The 19,552-nt window shown below is 44.0% G+C and carries 16 protein-coding genes; all 16 read left to right on the top strand.

The features are described 5' to 3' along the window. The 16 genes from D6855_RS08515 (at nucleotide 1) to D6855_RS08440 (ending at nucleotide 19,551) form a co-directional block, all read left to right on the top strand. Nucleotides 1–534, top strand: coding sequence for a GNAT family N-acetyltransferase (locus D6855_RS08515; RefSeq protein WP_120740015.1), 534 nt, complete (start codon nucleotides 1–3; stop codon nucleotides 532–534). An 11-nt stretch (nucleotides 535–545) separates the two neighbouring features. After that, nucleotides 546–1,490: a glycosyltransferase family 2 protein gene (locus D6855_RS08510; RefSeq protein WP_120740013.1), complete on the top strand. Its 945-nt coding sequence runs from the start codon at nucleotides 546–548 to the stop codon at nucleotides 1,488–1,490. Next, nucleotides 1,477–3,129: a DUF6020 family protein gene (locus D6855_RS08505; RefSeq protein ID WP_120740011.1), complete on the top strand. Its 1,653-nt coding sequence runs from the start codon at nucleotides 1,477–1,479 to the stop codon at nucleotides 3,127–3,129. Before D6855_RS08510 ends, D6855_RS08505 begins: the two co-directional genes overlap by 14 nt. Before the next feature lie 74 nt (nucleotides 3,130–3,203). Beyond that, on the top strand, nucleotides 3,204–5,825 hold the full coding sequence (locus D6855_RS08500; RefSeq protein ID WP_120740009.1) for an O-antigen ligase family protein: 2,622 nt from the start codon (nucleotides 3,204–3,206) through the stop codon (nucleotides 5,823–5,825). Continuing rightward, complete coding sequence (locus D6855_RS08495; RefSeq protein ID WP_120740007.1) at nucleotides 5,818–7,755, top strand: nucleoside-diphosphate sugar epimerase/dehydratase; 1,938 nt, start codon at nucleotides 5,818–5,820, stop codon at nucleotides 7,753–7,755. The genes D6855_RS08500 and D6855_RS08495 overlap by 8 nt, the downstream gene beginning before the upstream one ends. Then, nucleotides 7,745–9,016, top strand: coding sequence for a DegT/DnrJ/EryC1/StrS family aminotransferase (locus D6855_RS08490; protein ID WP_199712422.1), 1,272 nt, complete (start codon nucleotides 7,745–7,747; stop codon nucleotides 9,014–9,016). Before D6855_RS08495 ends, D6855_RS08490 begins: the two co-directional genes overlap by 11 nt. Nucleotides 9,017–9,034: 18 nt before the next feature. After that, entirely contained in the window at nucleotides 9,035–9,661 is a 627-nt protein-coding gene (locus tag D6855_RS08485; RefSeq protein WP_120740005.1) for a sugar transferase, read from the top strand. Nucleotides 9,662–9,670: 9 nt separating this feature from the next. Next, entirely contained in the window at nucleotides 9,671–10,621 is a 951-nt protein-coding gene (locus tag D6855_RS08480; protein ID WP_120740003.1) for a 1-aminocyclopropane-1-carboxylate deaminase/D-cysteine desulfhydrase, read from the top strand. Beyond that, nucleotides 10,622–11,626 (top strand): ATP-grasp domain-containing protein, encoded by a 1,005-nt coding sequence (locus D6855_RS08475; protein ID WP_120740001.1) that lies wholly within the window; start codon nucleotides 10,622–10,624, stop codon nucleotides 11,624–11,626. Nucleotides 11,627–11,637: 11 nt separating this feature from the next. Then, nucleotides 11,638–12,735, top strand: coding sequence for a glycosyltransferase family 4 protein (locus D6855_RS08470; RefSeq protein ID WP_120739999.1), 1,098 nt, complete (start codon nucleotides 11,638–11,640; stop codon nucleotides 12,733–12,735). 25 nt (nucleotides 12,736–12,760) lie between these two features. Then, nucleotides 12,761–14,077 (top strand): nucleotide sugar dehydrogenase, encoded by a 1,317-nt coding sequence (locus D6855_RS08465; protein WP_120739998.1) that lies wholly within the window; start codon nucleotides 12,761–12,763, stop codon nucleotides 14,075–14,077. 16 nt (nucleotides 14,078–14,093) lie between these two features. Continuing rightward, nucleotides 14,094–15,068 (top strand): SDR family oxidoreductase, encoded by a 975-nt coding sequence (locus D6855_RS08460; RefSeq protein WP_120739996.1) that lies wholly within the window; start codon nucleotides 14,094–14,096, stop codon nucleotides 15,066–15,068. Beyond that, the gene (locus D6855_RS08455) at nucleotides 15,065–15,808 is read left to right on the top strand and encodes a DUF2334 domain-containing protein (RefSeq protein ID WP_120739994.1); all 744 of its coding nucleotides are present in this window, start codon (nucleotides 15,065–15,067) and stop codon (nucleotides 15,806–15,808) included. Before D6855_RS08460 ends, D6855_RS08455 begins: the two co-directional genes overlap by 4 nt. A gap of 4 nt (nucleotides 15,809–15,812) precedes the next feature. Continuing rightward, complete coding sequence (locus D6855_RS08450) at nucleotides 15,813–17,258, top strand: glycosyltransferase (RefSeq protein WP_120739991.1); 1,446 nt, start codon at nucleotides 15,813–15,815, stop codon at nucleotides 17,256–17,258. Further along, entirely contained in the window at nucleotides 17,258–18,454 is a 1,197-nt protein-coding gene (locus tag D6855_RS08445) for a glycosyltransferase (RefSeq protein ID WP_120739990.1), read from the top strand. Before D6855_RS08450 ends, D6855_RS08445 begins: the two co-directional genes overlap by 1 nt. Then, nucleotides 18,451–19,551 (top strand): glycosyltransferase, encoded by a 1,101-nt coding sequence (locus D6855_RS08440; protein WP_120739988.1) that lies wholly within the window; start codon nucleotides 18,451–18,453, stop codon nucleotides 19,549–19,551. The genes D6855_RS08445 and D6855_RS08440 overlap by 4 nt, the downstream gene beginning before the upstream one ends. Nucleotide 19,552: the final 1 nt, after the last annotated feature.

The following is a 19,552-nucleotide window of genomic DNA, read 5'->3' as shown; positions in this document are numbered from 1 at the left end:
ATGGAAAACAAAGCGTTTATGATCGAGGGAGAGAGGGTGTCTCTCAGGTTAATTGAAGAGAGCGATTTTCCCCTTATCGTGAAATGGCGCAACAACGACCGCGTCAAACAAAACTTCATATACAGAGAAAACTTCAGCCTTGAAGGCCAGAAAAAGTGGAAAGAAACCATGATTGACACTGGAAGGGTTATTCAGTTTATCATCTGTGAAAAGAGCAGGGACAACAGACCTGTAGGAAGTGTCTATCTAAGGGATATCAATAAAGACAACCTTTCTGCTGAATACGGCGTTTTTATTGGTGAAGACGATGCCAGTGGTAAGGGCTATGGCAACGAAGCTGCGCTTCTTATGACAGAATATGCAGGTAAAGAGCTTAAGCTTAAGGAACTGATCCTTAGAGTGTTTGTTTACAACATCAGTGCCATCAAGAGTTATGAGAATGCTGGATTTGAAAAAACAGAATATCTCCCGGATGTAGTGTGCAGCGATGGGCACAAAGGTGATATGATAATGATGAAAAAGACATTTAGCTAGAGAGGAGCAAAATGGCTAATAAACTCATAAGTTTTGTAATTCCCTGCTACAGATCAGAAATGACTATTGAAGCGGTTGTTGATGAGATTCAGGAGACAATGTCAGGGGTAAATGAATATGATCATGAGATAATCCTTGTCAATGATGGATCTCCCGATAATACCTGGGGAGCCATCAGAGAGGTTGCAGCTAAGCATGCTGAAACTGTTACAGGGATCAATCTTGCCAGAAATTTCGGACAGCACAGTGCTCTTATGGCGGGACTTAATGCCAGTAAGGGAGATATTGTGATCTGCCTTGATGATGATGGACAGACTCCAGCCAATGAGTCAGTGAAACTCGTTGCAGCTATAGAGAACGGAGCAGATGTGGCATATGCAAGGTACAGCCACAAACAGCATAATATCTTCAGGAACTTTGGCACAGCCATGAATGAGTGGATGGCCAGTGTGATGATCGGTAAGCCAAGAGATCTTTATGTATCCAGCTACTTTGCTGCAAGACGCTTTGTTGTGGATGAAATGGTCAAGTATGATGGTTCATATCCTTACATCATAGGCCTTGTTCTTCGTACTACCAGAAATATAGTAAATGTCGACGTAGACCACAGAAAAAGAGAAGTGGGACAGAGCGGATACAACATCAGTAAGCTTTTTGGCCTTTGGTTAAATGGCTTTACAGCTTTTAGTATCAAGCCTCTTAGAATTGCCACTGTTTCAGGAATGACCTTCGCCGTTATAGGCTTTATCTATGGGATTTATACCATAATCAAGAAGTTTGTTAATCCAATTGTACCTGTTGGCTTTTCTGCCCTTATGAGCGCTTTAATGTTCATAGGCGGAATGCTGATGCTCATGCTTGGTATGATCGGAGAGTATCTTGGAAGGCTTTATATTTCGCAAAACAGGAATCCTCAGTACGTGATCCGGGAGACAACACGTGATGAAATCAAATAAAGAAAATCAACTGGCCTGGCTTATGTCAGGCTTGTTTGGCATTTTAGCTGGAGTTTTCTTAACCTTTGGATACCAGCTGGAAACCTATGATCATATCGATATTTTTGACAAGAACGCAATGATGGTGATGCTGGCTCTTATGATCATCATTACCGTTGACACCAGGTATGTCTGGAGGAACTACGACCTGGCAAGCACAGGGGAGAAGAAGCTTTTTGGTATCATCAGGCTCCCCAAAAAAGAGGATGAAAAAGAGTTTTCAAAGAGGGACTATCTGATAAACTTTGTGTCTTTGACAGTTCTTTGTATCCCTGTTTTTCTTGCAGAATTCCCAGGCTTTTTCGTATATGACGCTCAGGAGGAGCTCAATGAGGTCCTTACCAGATCTTTTTCAACCCATCATCCGCTTCTCCATGTGCTTCTTCTTGGGGGAACCATAGCTCTTTTCCATAAGCTTAGTGGTTCCTGGAACCTGGGTATAGCAGCTTATATGATACTGCAGATGCTGGTGATATCAGCTGTTTACGCTTATGTTGTGTCCTTCCTTCAAAAGAAGGGAATAGGAAAAAAGGCCAGAGTATTTTGGCTTGCTTTCTATGGCCTGTTTCCAACAATAGTGATGTACACGCTCTGTTCCTGCAAGGACGGGCTGTTTACAGCATTCCTTTTGATTATTACAGTGCTTCTTCTGCAACTGTTTGAGAATCCGGATGAATTTCTTAAGGATAAAAAGAAAGTGGCGCTCTTTATGGTATCTGCCGTTCTTATGCCACTTTTCAGGCACAATGGCTTTTATGCATACCTTGTGTTTATCCCGTTTGCCCTTATCTATTTCAGGAAAAAGCTAAAGCCATTTCTGGTAACAGTCTTAGTTGCTCCTGTGGTTTTATATCTGATCGTGTCAAATGTCCTCGCACTGGCCTGTGGAACAGAAGGAACACATCACCAGGAGATGCTGACAGTACCCATCATGCAGCTTGCAAGGGTTTATTCCTACGAGGGAGATACGCTTTCCAAAGAGGATAAAGAGGTTATAGAGAGCTACATTACAAAGCAGGGGCTTGATAAGTACACACCAAGAGTGTCTGACCTTGTAAAGGTAGATTTTAACAACGAGCTCTATGAAAAGAACAGCGGTGATTTCTGGAATGCCTGGTTTAAGGTATTTAAAGAGCATCCCATTGCTTATGTAAATGCATGGATGCTTACAAGCTATGGATATTACTATCCGCCTGCAGTGATAAATGTGTACAAGGGAAATACTGTATATACCTTTACTTACGATGAGAGCTCATATTTTGGATACGAGGTTGAGCCTCCGGGAGAGAGAAAGAGCCTTATCCCTGCCATAGACAGTCTCTATAAGTATATTTCAATTGGCAGTTTCCAGAAGGACGCTACGATCCTGCACCTTTTTTTTTCACCTGGACTATACCTGTTTATATACATGTTTGTTTTTGCATACAGGTTGTCCAAAAAGAGGGCGAGGGGGATTCTTCCATTCCTCCCTATGATCCTGACTTTTTGCACAGTGCTTTTAGGTCCTACATACCTTATCAGATATGTCCTGTATCTGTGGACATGTCTGCCACTTTTAATGGTGTCAGACGGGACTGAGACAGGCGCCGGGGCTGTTTGATAAAGGCCTGAAGGTGTGTTATCATACTATGATGCACTTACTATGCATAGGTATATAGAAACAAAGGATTTTATATGAGAAAAGTAATAAACAAAAGCACAGCTATCAGAGCTGTTGTGCTTATTTTTGCATTAATAGGAATACTGACAATTTTCCCTGCAAGACTGTATTCAAGCATCTGGCAGGCCCAGGGCGGCGGGGAATTAACTGCTGATACCAAGCTCGTAAATTATGAGCATGATACCACCATGCAGGAGTTTGTAGCTCAGTACGAGCGTTTAAGTTCTATTGATGTTTATATTCAGAACGTTGAAAAGGGCAGATATATTGGACTGATGCTCATAGATGAGTATGGAGTATCAGCTCTTAAGACTTACATTGACACAGAAGGGCTTGCGATTCCAGGATTTGTTAATGTTCCAATGGAAGTGAATCTGGAAGTTGGAAAGAGCTATGCAGTAAAAATGATTCCTGTAAGATCCAAGTATTTTATTGGCACAGAAGATGTCAGAAGTGCAGAGTCTTATCTTGGCAATCTGACAGAGGAATATCAGCCGGTAGAGGGAAGACATCTTGCAGCAAGATACAACTATCGTATTCCAATGTCCAAGGCTAAGTCTCTTATATGGATTGTTGGAATTGCAGCTCTGGCAGTAATAATCTGCACTCTGGTCAAGCTCTTTTACAAAAAGAATCCTGACAGAAACAGCATTCTTACAGTAGAGTCAGTACTTCGATATGTGGCTAATCCGGTAGCAGCTATTGTGTTCCTTGCGCTTATGCTGATGGTATTCCCGTTTAAGGTCTTTGACTCAAGACCAGCAGACATTATCTTCTATGAGATTGGACTTATCATTACAGCAGCCATCACTTTCTATGCCATAAACCACAGGGTTGTGACCCACAACATAGGAGTGTCCTTCTGGCAGAGCTTAAAGAACGAGGACAGACTTCAGTACGTGCTTATCATGTTCTCCATTGCAATGGGACTTTGGTATGCATCTGAATACATGAATGGCCTCTATGATATTTATCACAGCATTTCTGAGAAGCATATGACCATATGGATTCTCATAGCAATAATACTGACCTTCAAGATCAGTGAGGCACTTAATCTGTACAACCTCATCTGGGCCTTGGGTTCAGGAATTTATGGAATCTATTACTACAACCTGCATAAGATCGCTGAGACAGAAAAAGAGGCAGACCTTCAGAACCTGGTACTTAGATGCAGTATCATCATCTCAATATTGGGAGGACTGCTGATCCTTAACTTTGTAAGACTTATTGTTCTTGCCATCAAGAAGAAAAAGCTTTCTGCAAGACCAAGTGTCTTTGGAGTTATTCTTGCTGTATTCTTTGTGACCATAATCGTCCTTAGAAACACAAGGGTATGGGGCATTTACCTTGCGCTTCTGTTTACCTGCCTGTTTATCAGGCTTGCAGTGTGGGACAAGAAAAAAGATTATTACAAGATCCTGGCTGGCGGACTTATGATGAACTTTGGTATTTCACTGGTGTTTAGTCTGCTTCACAGGTACTTTGCAGGATATACCCTGGGAAGATTTGCATTTATCTTCCACACAGTTACAGTAACAGCTGAGTATTTTACCTTTATGGGAGCAGTAGCCACTGTGCTTCTGGTGGTTAAGATAGTATCCCTTCCAAAGGGGTGCAGCCTTAAGGATATGATCGTCATCGCATGGAAAGAGCTGGTCCTCTTCGGATTCATTATGTCCTATGCGATATTTACAGTTTCAAGGACAGGTTATCTTGCGATCATAGCATCAACCTTCCTGGTGCTGTGTGTTGTTGCGACATATTACGTAAAGCACCTGCCAAGGATAATTGGAGTGTTTGCTTTATCGCTGATACTGTGCTTCCCTGCTGCGTTTACTCTTCAGAGGATCATTCCAACAATGGTTGCAGATCCTGTTATCTATCCTATAGATGAAACTGATGAGTTTGTAAAAGGCGGCGCGGATTGGGATAGCACCAACTTTATGTGTGTTGAGAGATTTGCCAATCTCTTCGAGGCCAAGATCCTTGGAATGGATGTTGGATCCTATGAGTTTCCGATAGATAAAAACAACTACGAAAAAGACGGAACTCCTGTTTTTGATAATTATGGTTTCCCTTTTGAGGATACTATAGAAGAGCAATATGAAGAAGGTGAGGGCAGTGAGGACTACGGCCTTATCGACGAGGCTGATGCAGATAACCTTCTTGCAGCGTCCACTTTCACCAGAGCTGAGTACCATATGCTCCTTGAAGAGATGGTGGAATACATCGATGACGACAACATTCTTGATGTTATATCCAACGGACGTATCACAATCTTTAAGGCTTACATTCAGGAGCTCAATATGTGGGGACATGAAGATATGGGAGCAATGCTTCCAAATGGTGAGATAGCAGTTCATGCCCACAACACATTTATCCAGGTGGCTTATGACCACGGAATGGTGGGAGGAGCATGCTTTATCATCATGATGGCAGCAGCTCTTATCTCATCACTAATCTATGTTAAGAACAACAGGGAAAAAGAGATGCTCTCTCTTATTACCTGTGCAATGATAATCGGATTTGCTGTAGCTGGTCTTACCGAGTGGGTATTCCATTACTGCAATCCAATGACAGTTGCTCTTATGCTGGCAATTGCTCCACTAACCTTTAAGGCACAAGAAAATGAATAAGAAAAAAGAACCCTTTAACTTTGCAAAACTTTATAGAAGAACAGCTCTCATAATCTATGACATCATCAGCATTGTCATGGCCAGCTACGTGGCTATCCTTATGAGATTTGAGTTTAGTCTGGACACCATACCTGACTACTACTTGGAGCCAATAACTACATTTTTGCCTATCAATATCATCATCACGATAGGGGTCTTTTTCCTGTTCAGGCTCTATGACAGCCTCTGGGCTTTTGCTGGCGAGCGTGAGATGCAAAACCTTGTTATGGCCTGCGTTATCTCAGGTGTTGTAAATGCTATTGGACTTCAGTTCTTTAAGTCCTACGAGCAGGCTGTTCCTCAGAGCTATTATTTCCTGTACACCTTCCTTCTGATCACAGCTATTTTTGTCAGCAGGTTCTCCTACAGATTCTTCAGGGGTAAAAAGCACCTGGCAGTCAACAAAGAAAACAGCAAGGCTGTTATGGTGATCGGTGCTGGCGAAGCAGCAAATATCATCATCAAGGACATTATCACCAGCAATTACTCCACCATGTCAGTTAAGTGCATCATCGATGATGACACCAACAAGTGGGGCAAATATATCCAGGGAATCCGTGTTGTAGGCGGAAGAGATAAGATCGTTGAGTGCGCAGATCTCTACGATATCGACGAGATCATCGTAGCTATTCCTTCTGTATCCAGACAGGAGCTTAAAAAGATCCTGGATATCTGTAAGAATACAAACTGTAAGCTTCGTTCGCTTCCTGGAATGTACCAGCTTGTAAACGGAGAAGTTAATGTATCCCGTCTTCGTGACGTGGAGGTTGAGGACCTTCTTGGACGTGATCCTATAACAGTAGACCTTGATTCCATTGCAGGTTATGTAAGTGGCAAGACAATCATGGTAACTGGTGGAGGAGGATCCATTGGCTCAGAGCTTTGCAGACAGATCGCAAGCCACAATCCAAAGAGACTTATTATTCTTGACATATATGAGAACAATGCCTATGAGATACAGCAGGAGCTCAAATACAAATATCCTGATCTGGATCTTGTAGTCCTTATAGCATCAGTCAGAAACACAGTTCGTATCAACAATATCTTTGCAGAGTACAAGCCGGATATTGTTTACCATGCAGCAGCGCACAAGCACGTACCTCTTATGGAGGACAGTCCTAACGAGGCTATCAAGAACAACGTATTTGGTACCTGGAAAACTGCCATGGCAGCAGCAACCAACGGATGCAAAAAGTTCGTTATGATCTCCACTGATAAGGCTGTTAACCCTACCAATATCATGGGCGCCAGCAAGAGAATCTGTGAGATGATCGTACAGACCTTCAACAAGCACTATGACACTGAGTTTGTGGCGGTAAGATTTGGTAACGTTCTTGGATCCAATGGTTCAGTTATTCCGCTTTTCAAGAAGCAGATAGCAGCAGGTGGTCCTGTAACTGTTACTGACCCTAACATCATCAGATACTTCATGACTATTTCTGAAGCAGTATCTCTGGTACTTCAGGCCGGAGCCTTTGCAAAGGGCGGTGAGATCTTCGTTCTTGATATGGGTGAACCGGTTAAGATCCTTGACCTTGCAGAGAACCTTATCAAGCTCTCTGGCTACAAGGTTGGAGAGGATATAAGGATTGAGTTTACAGGACTTCGTCCGGGAGAGAAGCTCTACGAGGAGATGCTCATGGATGAAGAGGGACTTCATGATACAGCCAACAAGATGATCCACATAGGTAAGCCGATCGAGATGGACGAGATGAGATTCTTTTCACAGCTTGAGAAGCTCAACGAGGCTGCAAAAGAGGAATCACCTCAGATTCGTGACCTGGTAAAAGAGATCGTTGAGACCTATCATCCTGACGTCCACAGATACACAATGACAAGAGAGAGAAAAGAGGCCCTTCAGAAGACCGCGGAGGATATCAATGGAAATTAAACCTTTTGAGAAAAAGCTTTATCTGGCTTCACCAACAATGCATGGTGAGGAGATCAAATATATTCAGGAGGCCTACGACACCAACTGGTTGTCCACAGTAGGTGCCAATATCAACGAGTCAGAAAAACTCATCGCAGAAAAGATAGGATGTAAGTGTGCTGTAGCTCTTTCTTCAGGAACAGCGGCCCTTCACCTTGCAATAAAGCTTGCCGGTGAGAAGCTCTATGGACAGGCTAAAGTGGGCCACGGAGTTCTTGAAGGAAGAAAAGTGTTCTGCTCAGACGTGACCTTCGATGCTACAGTTAATCCTGTTGCCTACGAAGGTGGAGAAGCGGTATTTATCGACACAGAATATGACACCTGGAACATGAGCCCTAAGGCTCTTGAAAAGGCCTTTGAGATATACCCTGAAGTAAAGATGGTTGTGGTAGCACACCTCTATGGAACACCAGGAAAGGTCAGTGAGCTCAGGAAGGTCTGCGACAAGTATGGAGCACTTCTTGTTGAGGACGCTGCAGAATCTCTTGGCGCTACTTATGAAGGCAAACAGACAGGAACATTTGGTGATGTGAGCATTATTTCCTTTAACGGCAATAAGATCATCACTGGATCATCAGGTGGAATGTTCCTTACAGATTCATTAGAAGATGCTGACAAGATCAGGAAGTGGTCAACTCAGAGCAGAGAGGATGCTCCCTGGTATCAGCACGAAGAGCTTGGTTACAACTACCGTATGAGTAATGTTATCGCTGGTGTTGTAAGGGGACAGATTCCTCATCTTGAGGAGCACATCGCCCAGAAGAAAGCCATCTACGACAGATACAAGGAAGGATTTAAGGATCTTCCAGTTAAGATGAATCCTTTTGATGCTGAGAAATCTAAGCCAAACTACTGGCTTTCATGTCTTCTCATTGATGAGGATGCCATGTGCAAGCAGGTAAGAGGAGAGAAGGAAGTTCTCTACGTTTCAGAGCCTGGAAAGAGCTGCCCAACTGAGATCCTTGAGGCAATTGTAAGTATCAATGCTGAGGGAAGACCAATCTGGAAGCCTATGCATATGCAGCCAATCTACCGCTCACATGCATTTATCACAGAGCAGGGAAATGGAAGAGCAAGAAGTAACGCCTACATCGACGAAGGCACTGTCCTTGATGTTGGCATGGATATCTTTAACAGAGGCCTTTGCCTTCCAAGTGATAACAAGATGACACCTGAGCAGCAGGACGTTGTTATAGAGGTTGTTAAGCGCTGCTTTCAGTAAAAGAGAAAGTTACCTGGTATGAAGAATACTTTTTATTCCAAGTACATAAAAAGACTTTTGGACATTCTTTTGTCCCTGTTTGTCATAATCCTGTTTTCATGGCTTTATCTGATCCTGTTTATTCTGGTCAGAGTTAAGCTTGGAAGCCCTGTGCTGTTTAAGCAGCAGCGCCCAGGCAAGGATGAAAAGATATTTGGAATGTACAAATTCCGATCCATGACAGATGAGCGGGATGAAAATGGTGAGCTTCTTCCAGATGAAGTAAGGCTCACAGCCTTTGGCAAGAAGCTTCGTTCCACCAGCCTCGATGAGCTCCCTGAGTTTTTCAATATCCTTAAGGGTGACATGAGCTTTATCGGGCCAAGACCGCTTCTTGTTAAGTATCTGCCATATTACACCGACAGGGAGAGGCTTCGCCACAGCGTGCGCCCCGGACTTACCGGATATGCTCAGGCCCACGGCAGGAATGCCATCTCCTGGGAAAAGAAATTTGAATATGACATCTATTATGTCGAGCACCTTACCTTTATGACAGATATCAGGATTATAATAGATACAGTAAAGGCTGTATTTGTCCGCGAGGGAATACAGCTTAATGCCCTTCCTGATTTTGATGATTACAGAAAAGAGAACCCGGCTAAATAAAGAGGTTATATGAACGATAGGACTCCTGTTTATAAATTAAATAGCGACCTTTGCAGTAACCTTTATGTCAAAAGAGAGGACATGATCCCCTACTCCTTTGGGGGCAATAAGGCCAGAAAGGCCAGGCTATTTTTTGAGGAGATAGACGCAGGGGATTATGACTACGTGGTCACCTATGGAAGCAGTCACTCTAACCACTGCAGGGTTGTTGCCAACATGGCGGCCCAAAGGGGACTTAAGTGTCTTATCATAGGACCACAGGAAGTCAGCGACGAAACCTACAACAGCAGGATCATGGAGATCCTGGGAGCAGAGATCATCACGGTTCCTGTGGATCAGGTAAGTGAGACCATAGACCACAAGCTTCAGGAACTAAAAGATTCCGGTCACAAACCCTATTTCATCATGGGCGGTGGTCACGGAAACATTGGCACAAGAGCCTACGCCCAGTGCTACAGCGAGATAAAGAAATTCGAACAGGAAGAGGGAATCTTTTTTGACTATATCTTCTTTGCATCAGGAACCGGTACTACCCAGGCAGGACTGGTGTGCGGCCAGCTTCTTGAAGGGGATGACAGAAAGATAGTAGGCATCAGTATCGCTAGAAAGAACCCAAGGGGAAGAGATGTGGTTGTTGACAGCATCAGAGATTACCTAAAGGGTGAGGGTGGATCTGCTGCGGGAACCATTACTGAAGAAGATATTCAAAGTGCCACCATTTTTATAGATGATTACACCGGAGATGGATATGGCGCTGACAGCAGTGAAATATCTGCGGTCATCGAGGACGCCCTTGTCAGATACGGAATGCCTCTTGATGGCACCTATACGGGCAAAGCTTTCTTTGGAATGGAAGATTACATCAAAAAGAACAAGCTTTCCGACAAGACTATCCTGTTTATTCATACAGGTGGAACACCACTGTTTTTTGATGAGCTAAACAAAAAGAGGGGAAAATAAATGGCAACTAATATTCTTATCTTGAGTGCAGGAACAAGAAACAAGGTTGTACAGGCTTTCAAAAGAGAACTTGCCAACAATGGCAAGGTGTTTGCTACAGACTGCTCCAACATCGGACCAGCTATTTATGATGCAGACGAGGCCATAATAGTTCCAGTTATCAAGGACCCTTTCTATATCGACGAGATCCTTAGGGTCTGCAAAAAGAATGATATCAAGGGTGTATTCAGTCTTATAGATCCTGAGCTTTCTCTGATCGCTGAGAACGCAGACAGATTTACTGAGATCGGAGTAACACCTATAGTTTCTTCATACGAGCTGTGCGAGACCAGTCTTGATAAGTACAGGATGTATGAGATGCTTGTTAAGCTGGGAATTCCAACAGCCAAGTGCTATCTGTCCATTGAGGACTTTGAGACAGCAATGTCTGAGGGAGAGATTGATTTCCCTGTATTTGTTAAGCCAAGAAAGGGAAGCGCTTCCCTTAACATAAATGCGGTTGAGTCTAAAGAGATGCTGATAGCTCTTTTCCATGACTATGACGACCTTATCATCCAGGAATATATGAGAGGTCAGGAGTACGGAGCAGATGTGTACATCGACCTTATCACAGGTAAGTGCACTGATATCTTCCTTAAGGAGAAGCTCAAGATGAGAGCCGGAGAGACAGATAAGTCTGTTTCTGTTAAGGATCCAAAGCTCTTTGAGCAGATCGTATCTTTTGTTGAGACTGTGGGCTACAGGGGAATGATCGACATTGACCTGTTCTATGACAATGCCACAGATACATGGTACCTTTCAGAGGTTAACCCAAGGTTTGGCGGTGGATATCCTCATGCCTATGCCTGCGGAGTTAATTTCCCAAGAAGGATAATCGACAACTTAAACGGCAGAGAGAATCCTGTCAGCATCGGGGATTACCAGGAAGGTATCTACATGATGAAATACAATGAGCTTCTCATCATGAGCGAGGACAAGCTGAAAAAGAGAAGCGGACAGGACTAAAGGTGGTTAAAATGCCAAAAGCACTGATACTTGCCAACTCATCCAGCGGCCTTTACGATTTCAGAAATGAGATCCTTACGGGGCTCATGGATGAAGGCTTTGAAGTTACCGTGAGCCTTCCTGATGATCTTAAGGCAAAAGAGCTTCAGGATGAAGGCTGCAAGGTAATACATACGGATATCAATAGGCGCGGAGTCAATCCTGTTCAGGATATGGCTCTTTTTGGCGCTTATAGAAGGCTTTTAAAAAGTGAGAAGCCTGATATAGTCATAACCTATACCATTAAGCCAAATATCTACGGCGGATTTGCCTGCAGACTGGCAAGGATCCCTTATGTTTCAACTATCACGGGCCTTGGTTCAACATTCGAAAGAGGCGGAACACTTCTAAAGCTCATAGTTGCCATGTACAAGACGGCACTTAAGGGCTGCAGCTGTCTCTTTTTCCAGAATGAATATAATCATCAGATATTTGAACAGCATGGCATCAGGGGTAAAAAGACCGTTGTTGTAAATGGCTCTGGCGTAAACCTTGATAAGCACAAGTTTGAAGAGTATCCGGGACATAAAGACGATGTTACAAGATTCCTTTATATTGGTCGTCTTATGAAGGAGAAGGGAACTGAGGAGCTTTTGTATGCGGCAAGGAAGGCCCATGAGAAATATGGGGATAAGGTTTCCTTTGCGGCGGTTGGTTATTCCGAGGAGGACTTTGAGGAGCCGGTAAAAGAGGCTACTCTTGCGGGATACTTTAAGAGCATCCCCTATCAGAAGGACATTCATCCATTCATAAAGGAGGCGGATGCCATAGTTCATCCTTCCTATCACGAGGGCATGAGCAACGTTCTCATGGAGGCAGCAGCCACCGGGCGCCCTGTAATAACAACTGATATCAATGGTTGTAAAGAGGTGGTCAATAAGGATGTATCCGGGCTTTTATGCAGACCAAGGGATAAAGAATCCCTCTATGAAGCCATTGACAGGTTCATGGAGCTTCCCATGGAAAAGCGCATAGAGATGGGAAAAGCAGCCAGGGACCACGTGGAGCAGAAATTTGACAGGCGTAGTATAATATTGACGTATATTAATGAGATAAAACAGATAGTTTAAATATGATTTTTTGGAGGAAATAAAAATGGATCTTTATGAGAAGCTTCTTGCCGGAGAAGAGAAACTGTCACTGGTGGGACTTGGATATGTAGGTATGCCTATCGCAGTAGCATACGCCAAGAAGATCAAGGTAGTAGGATATGACTTCAATGCTCAGAAGGTTGAGCTTTACAAAAAGGGAATCGACCCTACAAGAGAAGTTGGAAATGATGCTATCAAGGAGACAACTGTAGAATTTACAGCTGACCCTGAGAAGCTCCGTGAGTGTAAATTCCACGTAGTAGCAGTTCCAACACCTGTTAATGACGATCACACACCAGACCTTTCACCTGTTGAGGGTGCGAGCCACACTCTTGGTAAGTACCTCACAAAGGGATCTATCGTAGTATACGAATCAACAGTATATCCTGGTGTTACAGAAGATATCTGCGTACCTATCCTTGAGCAGGAGTCAGGCCTTAAGTGTGGCGTAGACTTCAAGGTTGGTTATTCACCAGAGCGTATCAACCCAGGTGACAAGGTTCACAGACTTGATACAATCACCAAGATCGTATCCGGAATGGATGAGGAGACACTGGACCAGGTTGCCAAGGTTTACAGCCTTGTTGCTCTTGCTGGTGTATATAAGGCTCAGTCAATCAAGGTTGCTGAGGCTGCCAAGGTTATCGAGAACTCACAGCGTGATATCAACATCGCTTTCATGAACGAGCTCTCTATGATCTTCCACAAGATGGACATCGATACAAAGAGCGTTCTTGAGGCAGCAGGTACTAAGTGGAACTTCCTTAAGTTCTTCCCAGGCCTTGTTGGCGGACACTGCATCGGTGTAGATCCATACTACCTCACATACAAGGCAGAGGAGCTTGGATATCACTCACAGATCATCCTCTCAGGACGTCGCATCAACGATGACATGGGCAAGTATATTGCAGAGTCACTTGTTAAGCGTCTTATCGCTAACGACATCGCAGTTAAAAATGCCAGAGTTGCTATTCTTGGATTCACATTCAAGGAGAACTGCCCAGATACAAGAAATACTAAGGTTATCGACATCTACAATGAGCTCAAAGAGTACGGCATCACACCAGTAGTTGTAGATCCTCAGGCTGACGCTGATGAGGCTAAGCACCTCTATGGTATCGAGTTTGATTCCATGGATTCAGTTAAGGACATGGATGCAGTTATCGTGGCTGTAGCTCACACAGACTTTGAGTCATACAAGCCAGCTGATATCGCTAAGTTCTTCAACCCAGCCCACAAGACAAAAGTCTTCATGGACCTCAAGGGTATTTACAGCCTTAACGACTACACAGCACCAGAGTTCGACTACTGGAGATTATAATTTTCGGAGAAGTAAAATGGGATTTAGAGATTTAAAATTTCCGGAGGGAAGCGTTTTCCTGGTAACAGGTGGCGCAGGATTTATCGGTTCAAACATCTGTGAGGCCCTTCTTGATATGGGTTACACTGTCAGATGTATGGATAATCTCTCTACCGGACACATTGAAAATATTCAGCCTTTCATGGAGAATCCAAGGTTTACCTTCCTTGAGAAGGATATTAGAGATTTGGATGCCTGCATGGAAGCCACAAAGGGCGTGGACTATGTCCTCAACGAGGCAGCTTGGGGTTCAGTTCCAAGAAGTATCGAGATGCCTCTTTTATATGAGGAGATAAACATCAGAGGAACTCTCAACATGATGGAAGCTTCAAGACAGAACGGCGTCAAGAAGTTCGTCTATGCTTCAAGTTCATCAGTTTATGGTGATTCAACAGTTCTTCCTAAGAAGGAAGGCCAGGAGGGCAACGTACTTTCTCCTTACGCTCTTACCAAGAGGACTGATGAGGAATACGGCAAACTCTACAAGAATCTGTACGGCCTTGATACTTACGGCCTTAGATATTTCAACGTATTTGGAAGACGTCAGGATCCTAACGGCGCATACGCTGCTGTTATTCCAAAGTTCCTTCGCCAACTCATTAATGGCGAGACACCAACCATCAATGGCGATGGTAAGCAGTCAAGAGACTTTACATACGTTGACAACGTAATCGAAGGAAATCTTCGTGCATGCCTTGCTTCTTCAGATGTTGCAGGGGAAGCTTACAACATCGGCGCAGGCGGAAGAGAGTACCTTATTGATGTATATCACCACCTTACAGATGCCCTTGGGGTAGATGTGGAGCCAATCTTTGGGCCTCCAAGAGCTGGTGACATCAGAGATTCAAATGCTGACATTACTAAGGCAAGAACAAACCTTGGATACGATCCTTCCTATGACTTCAAGGCAGGAATTGAGCTGGCTATCGAGTGGTACAGGAATAACTTATGAAGATAACAATTCGTATGGATGACATCACACCAGATATGGACTGGAATAAGTTCAAGAAGTTCAAGAACCTCCTGGACGAGCATGACATCAAGCCACTTATCGGTGTGGTTCCGGAAAACAGAGACAGGAACCTTTCTAAGACTGAGCCCAGAGAGGGCTTCTGGAACTATGTAAAAGAGCTTCAGGAGCACGGCTGGATAGTTGCCATGCATGGATATAACCATGTGTACACTACTAAAAAAGCCGGGATGTTTCCTGTGGGTGATAAATCTGAATTTGCCGGATTATCCTACGACAGACAGTACGAAATGATAAAAGAGGGTAAGCAGACTCTTAAAGCCAGAGGAATTGTCACAGATATCTTCATGGCGCCTTCCCACTCTTTTGACAAAAATACACTCAGAGCTCTTAAGGAGAATGGATTTTATATCGTTACTGACGGCTTTGGAATAGCTCCATTCAGGCAGCATGGTCTGGTATTTTATCCTATCTCCGTTAACAAGAGAAAGAGCTTTGAGGATACTAGGGACGGTATCGTCACCTTTGTTTATCACGCCAACACCATGAATGACAAAGACTTTGACAAGCTGGAAAAGCTCCTTCTTAGCGGCAAGGTTGTTTCCTACACTGAGTACAAACGCCTTGAGATACAGGACAGGAACATCTATGAAAGCTTAGGGCAGTATCTAACAGCCAGGGCTAAGTATACTTTCCTTCATCTTAGAAAAATCAGAGGATAATGGTATGGAAGAAGGCTACGGTCAGATCCGTGTGCTCCACGTTCTTGGGGGATTAGGACTTGGTGGAGCAGAGTGCAGAATAATCGATCTATATAGGAATATGGACAGGGATAGGATACAGTTTGATTTCCTTGTCCACTATTCACCTGAAAAAACAGGAAAGAAGAGTCCGACTTCTGATGAACTGATGGCAGTTCGAGAGCCGGACTATTTTGATAATAGCGTACAGAAACTTGGTGGCAGGATATTCTGCCTTCCCAAGTTTACAGGAACCAATCTTATGGACTATAAGGCTGCCATAAAGAGGTTCTTTGACGCCCATCCCCATGAGTGGAAGGTGGTGCAGGGTCATATGACCAGCACTGCATCTATCTACCTTCCAATCGCCAAAAAGGCAGGAATCCCCATCTGCATTGCCCACTCAAGAAGTGCAGGCGTTGACAATGGTATAAAGGGCTTTGCCACAAAGATATTCAGAACGCCGCTTCACAAGGAAGGCATTACTGACTATAACTTTGCATGCTCAAGCGAGGCGGGAGTTTCTGTGTTTGGTCAGGAACTCATGGACGCTGGAAGAGTTAAGATAATTCCAAATGCCATTGACCTTAGGCGCTTTGCCTACAATGAGGAAAAGAGAAACGCCATCAGGCAGGAGCTTGATGTTTCTAACGCCATCGTGATCGGACATGTGGGAAGTTTCAGATACGCTAAAAACCATGAGTTTTTACTAAATGTTTTTGCGCAGGTCTGCAGGCTTCTTGATAATGACGACCTCAATCAGTACAGCATGATGCACGGAATGAGAGTTAAGCTTCTTATGCTGGGTAAAGGCCCGCTTATGGAAGATATGATAAAGCTTGCTGACAAGCTCCATATCAGGGAGAGATGTATCTTTGCAGGCAATAAATCCAACGCCAGCGATTACTATCAGGCTATGGATTACTTCTGCTTCCCTTCAAGATATGAGGGACTTCCTGGAAGCGTTGTGGAGGCTCAGGCAGCAGGACTCCAGTGTCTTGTATCTGACACCATAACAAAAGAGGTCTGCGTAACAGAGCTTGTATCTGTTCGCAGCATTACATCTCAGCCAAGAGACTGGGCGAGAAAGATTCTTGATGATCTGATGCTCAGAGAAGATTATCATCCAGATGCTCTCATGGAGGAGATCAGGGTTAACCAGACCTTCACCAAGATCGCAGGGGAGAGACGCGAGAGCGTATTTGAAACCTATGACACCCCTGACATAGACATGCTTGATGAGGGAACAGGATTTGAAACACTAAACGTTCCGGATAAGGCTCCAAGCTCCCACCACAGAGCCATAGAGTATTCAATTGGTGACAGAGCCCAGAGCTGCGAGTACATCCAGGGCAAGCTCAAGGCCGCAGGCTTTGACGTTAAGTCCCAGGCTAAGATGATGGCCTACTTTTACGAGAGAGGACATTTTTAATGGATTCTTCCAACAAGAAAAATCTGATGCTGATGGTGCCAATGCTCCATCAGGGCGGCTTCGAGAGAGTGTGCGTCAAGACAGCAAGATTACTTCAGGACATATACAATGTCCATATCCTTATCTTTACATCCAGGGATATGCATTATGATGTGTCCGGCATTGACGTTATCGATATTGATGTTCCGGCAAAAGACGGTAAGCTCAACAAAGTGATCAACATCTTTAAGAGAGTTAACAGGGTGCGCAAGGTCAAAAGAGATCTTGGCATCGATTATTCCTACAGCTTCGGATCATCAGCTAACTACGTCAATTCACTTTCCGGAGTTGGAGAATGTCTTTTGACAGGACTGCGTGGTCAGATCGATCTTGAGAATCCTTCTCAGATAAAACTCTTTACCCAAAAGTCCACCAGGGTTCTATCCTGCTCCAAGGACATTGTAAGACAGCTTTCTGAAAACTATGGATATGACAAGAGTCTTTGCATCTACAACCCTGTTGATGTGGAGGATCTTACAGCCAGGGCGGCAGAACCTATAAGCGACTTCCCTTTTAAGGGACAGGACGTTAAGGTGATCTCCTGCATGGGAAGAGACGACTACCAGAAGGGCACATGGCACCTTGTTAAGGCATTTTATCTTGCCCAGAAAGAAAACGATAAACTAAGACTGATGATCCTTGGTGATGGAACATGGGAGAATTACAGATCTCTTGTAGATGGCCTTGGAATAGCTGACAAGGTGGCCTTTATGGGAGCTAAAAAGAATCCTTTCCCATATCTTAAGGCATCAGACCTTTACGTATGTCCAAGTAACCACGAGGGATTTCCAAACGCAGTCCTTGAGGCGATGGCACTTGGTAAGCCGGTTATCTCAACAGATTGTAAGACCGGACCAAGAGAGATCCTTCTTAGTGATGAAGCCTACCAGAACTTAGGCGACAGCATTGGCTTAAAGACCATAGATAAGCCTGTGTGCGGTGATTATGGTATACTAGTTCCAAATGTAGATGAGGTTGAAAATTTCGATCCGACCTACATTACACCTGAGGAAGAGATGATGGGATCTCAGATAGGATCACTTATCTCAGACCAGGAACTTCTTTCAAAATACGCTGAAAGATCCTTTGAAAGAGCAAAGGACTTTTCACCGGAAAAGTACAAAGAGAATTTTATCAGGATTTTAAACAGCCTATGAAGAAAATAGCATTTCATGTAAGCAGCCTGGCCCAGGGCGGTGCAGAGCGAGTGGTGGCAAATCTTGCCAACAGATTTGCACAGGACGGCTTTGAGGTTTACGTGGCAACAGAAGAGTATGGGAATAACGAATTTGAGCTGGTCCCTGAAGTAAAAAGAGTCCATGTGGGACTTAAGGAAGAGGACGAGAAGAAAAACAGGATAGTTAAGTTCCTCTTAAGGGTCAAGTACTTAAAGCACTTTGTTAAAGAGTATAAGCCCGATGTCCTTGTGGCCTTTGCCCACAGGTGCAACTACAGAGCTCTTATGGCAGCAGGAAACAGCAATATCCCTGTTGTTATTTCCATAAGGATCAATCCGATAGGATACTACGATGCATTCTCTGATGATATTCAGATCAGGTGGCTGTTCCCTAAGGCTGCAGGATGCGTTTATCAGACCCAGGAGCAGAAGGACTTCTTTAAGCCCTATCTTCAGGACAACTCTCGCATCATCATGAATCCAATAAATCCCAAGTACTTTGGAAATCCTCTTCCAGAGGTCAGGGAAAAGGCTGTAATGCACCACGCAAGGCTGGTTGATTTTAAGAATCAGCCCATGCTTGTAAGGGCATTTTTAAAGGTTCATGAAAAACATCCTGATTACGTCCTTAAGATATTTGGTCCTGATTCAGGAGATGGAACAAAACAGATCCTTGAAAAGCTGATTCATGACAACAACGCCGAGAGCTTTGTTTTCCTTATGGGCAGCAGCAGCGAACTTGAAAAAGAGATCCCCAAGGGAGAGATCTATGCATATTCCTCTGACTATGAGGGAATGCCCAATTCTCTTTTAGAGGCCATGGCCATGGGAATGCCTGTAGTATCTACAGACTGTCCCTGTGGAGGCCCTAAGGCTGTCATCAGAGATGGAGAGAATGGATTCCTTATCCCTGTTGGAGATGAGGATGCCCTTGCTGACAGGATGCTAAGACTCATCGAAGATAAAGAGCTTCAGAAGCGCTTTTCTGAAAACGCCAGAAAGATCGAAGATGTAGGCAGCATCGAAGCAATATACAAACAGTGGAAAGAATACCTTGAAGAGGTTACCAGTAAATAAT

Source organism: Butyrivibrio sp. CB08 (assembly GCF_003625485.1).
Classification (GTDB): domain Bacteria; phylum Bacillota; class Clostridia; order Lachnospirales; family Lachnospiraceae; genus Butyrivibrio.
The sequence above is the reverse complement of the archived record's forward strand: the minus strand, read 5'-3'. Positions and strand labels throughout refer to the sequence as shown.

Bases quoted from the DNA above. Each gene is read 5' to 3' on its own strand.
- D6855_RS08515 (WP_120740015.1), top strand. From the start codon at position 1: ATGGAAAACAAAGCGTTTATGATCGAGGGAGAGAGGGTGTCTCTCAGG.
- D6855_RS08510 (WP_120740013.1), top strand. From the start codon at position 546: ATGGCTAATAAACTCATAAGTTTTGTAATTCCCTGCTACAGATCAGAA.
- D6855_RS08505 (WP_120740011.1), top strand. From the start codon at position 1,477: ATGAAATCAAATAAAGAAAATCAACTGGCCTGGCTTATGTCAGGCTTG.
- D6855_RS08500 (WP_120740009.1), top strand. From the start codon at position 3,204: ATGAGAAAAGTAATAAACAAAAGCACAGCTATCAGAGCTGTTGTGCTT.
- D6855_RS08495 (WP_120740007.1), top strand. From the start codon at position 5,818: ATGAATAAGAAAAAAGAACCCTTTAACTTTGCAAAACTTTATAGAAGA.
- D6855_RS08490 (WP_199712422.1), top strand. From the start codon at position 7,745: ATGGAAATTAAACCTTTTGAGAAAAAGCTTTATCTGGCTTCACCAACA.
- D6855_RS08485 (WP_120740005.1), top strand. From the start codon at position 9,035: ATGAAGAATACTTTTTATTCCAAGTACATAAAAAGACTTTTGGACATT.
- D6855_RS08480 (WP_120740003.1), top strand. From the start codon at position 9,671: ATGAACGATAGGACTCCTGTTTATAAATTAAATAGCGACCTTTGCAGT.
- D6855_RS08475 (WP_120740001.1), top strand. From the start codon at position 10,622: ATGGCAACTAATATTCTTATCTTGAGTGCAGGAACAAGAAACAAGGTT.
- D6855_RS08470 (WP_120739999.1), top strand. From the start codon at position 11,638: ATGCCAAAAGCACTGATACTTGCCAACTCATCCAGCGGCCTTTACGAT.
- D6855_RS08465 (WP_120739998.1), top strand. From the start codon at position 12,761: ATGGATCTTTATGAGAAGCTTCTTGCCGGAGAAGAGAAACTGTCACTG.
- D6855_RS08460 (WP_120739996.1), top strand. From the start codon at position 14,094: ATGGGATTTAGAGATTTAAAATTTCCGGAGGGAAGCGTTTTCCTGGTA.
- D6855_RS08455 (WP_120739994.1), top strand. From the start codon at position 15,065: ATGAAGATAACAATTCGTATGGATGACATCACACCAGATATGGACTGG.
- D6855_RS08450 (WP_120739991.1), top strand. From the start codon at position 15,813: ATGGAAGAAGGCTACGGTCAGATCCGTGTGCTCCACGTTCTTGGGGGA.
- D6855_RS08445 (WP_120739990.1), top strand. From the start codon at position 17,258: ATGGATTCTTCCAACAAGAAAAATCTGATGCTGATGGTGCCAATGCTC.
- D6855_RS08440 (WP_120739988.1), top strand. From the start codon at position 18,451: ATGAAGAAAATAGCATTTCATGTAAGCAGCCTGGCCCAGGGCGGTGCA.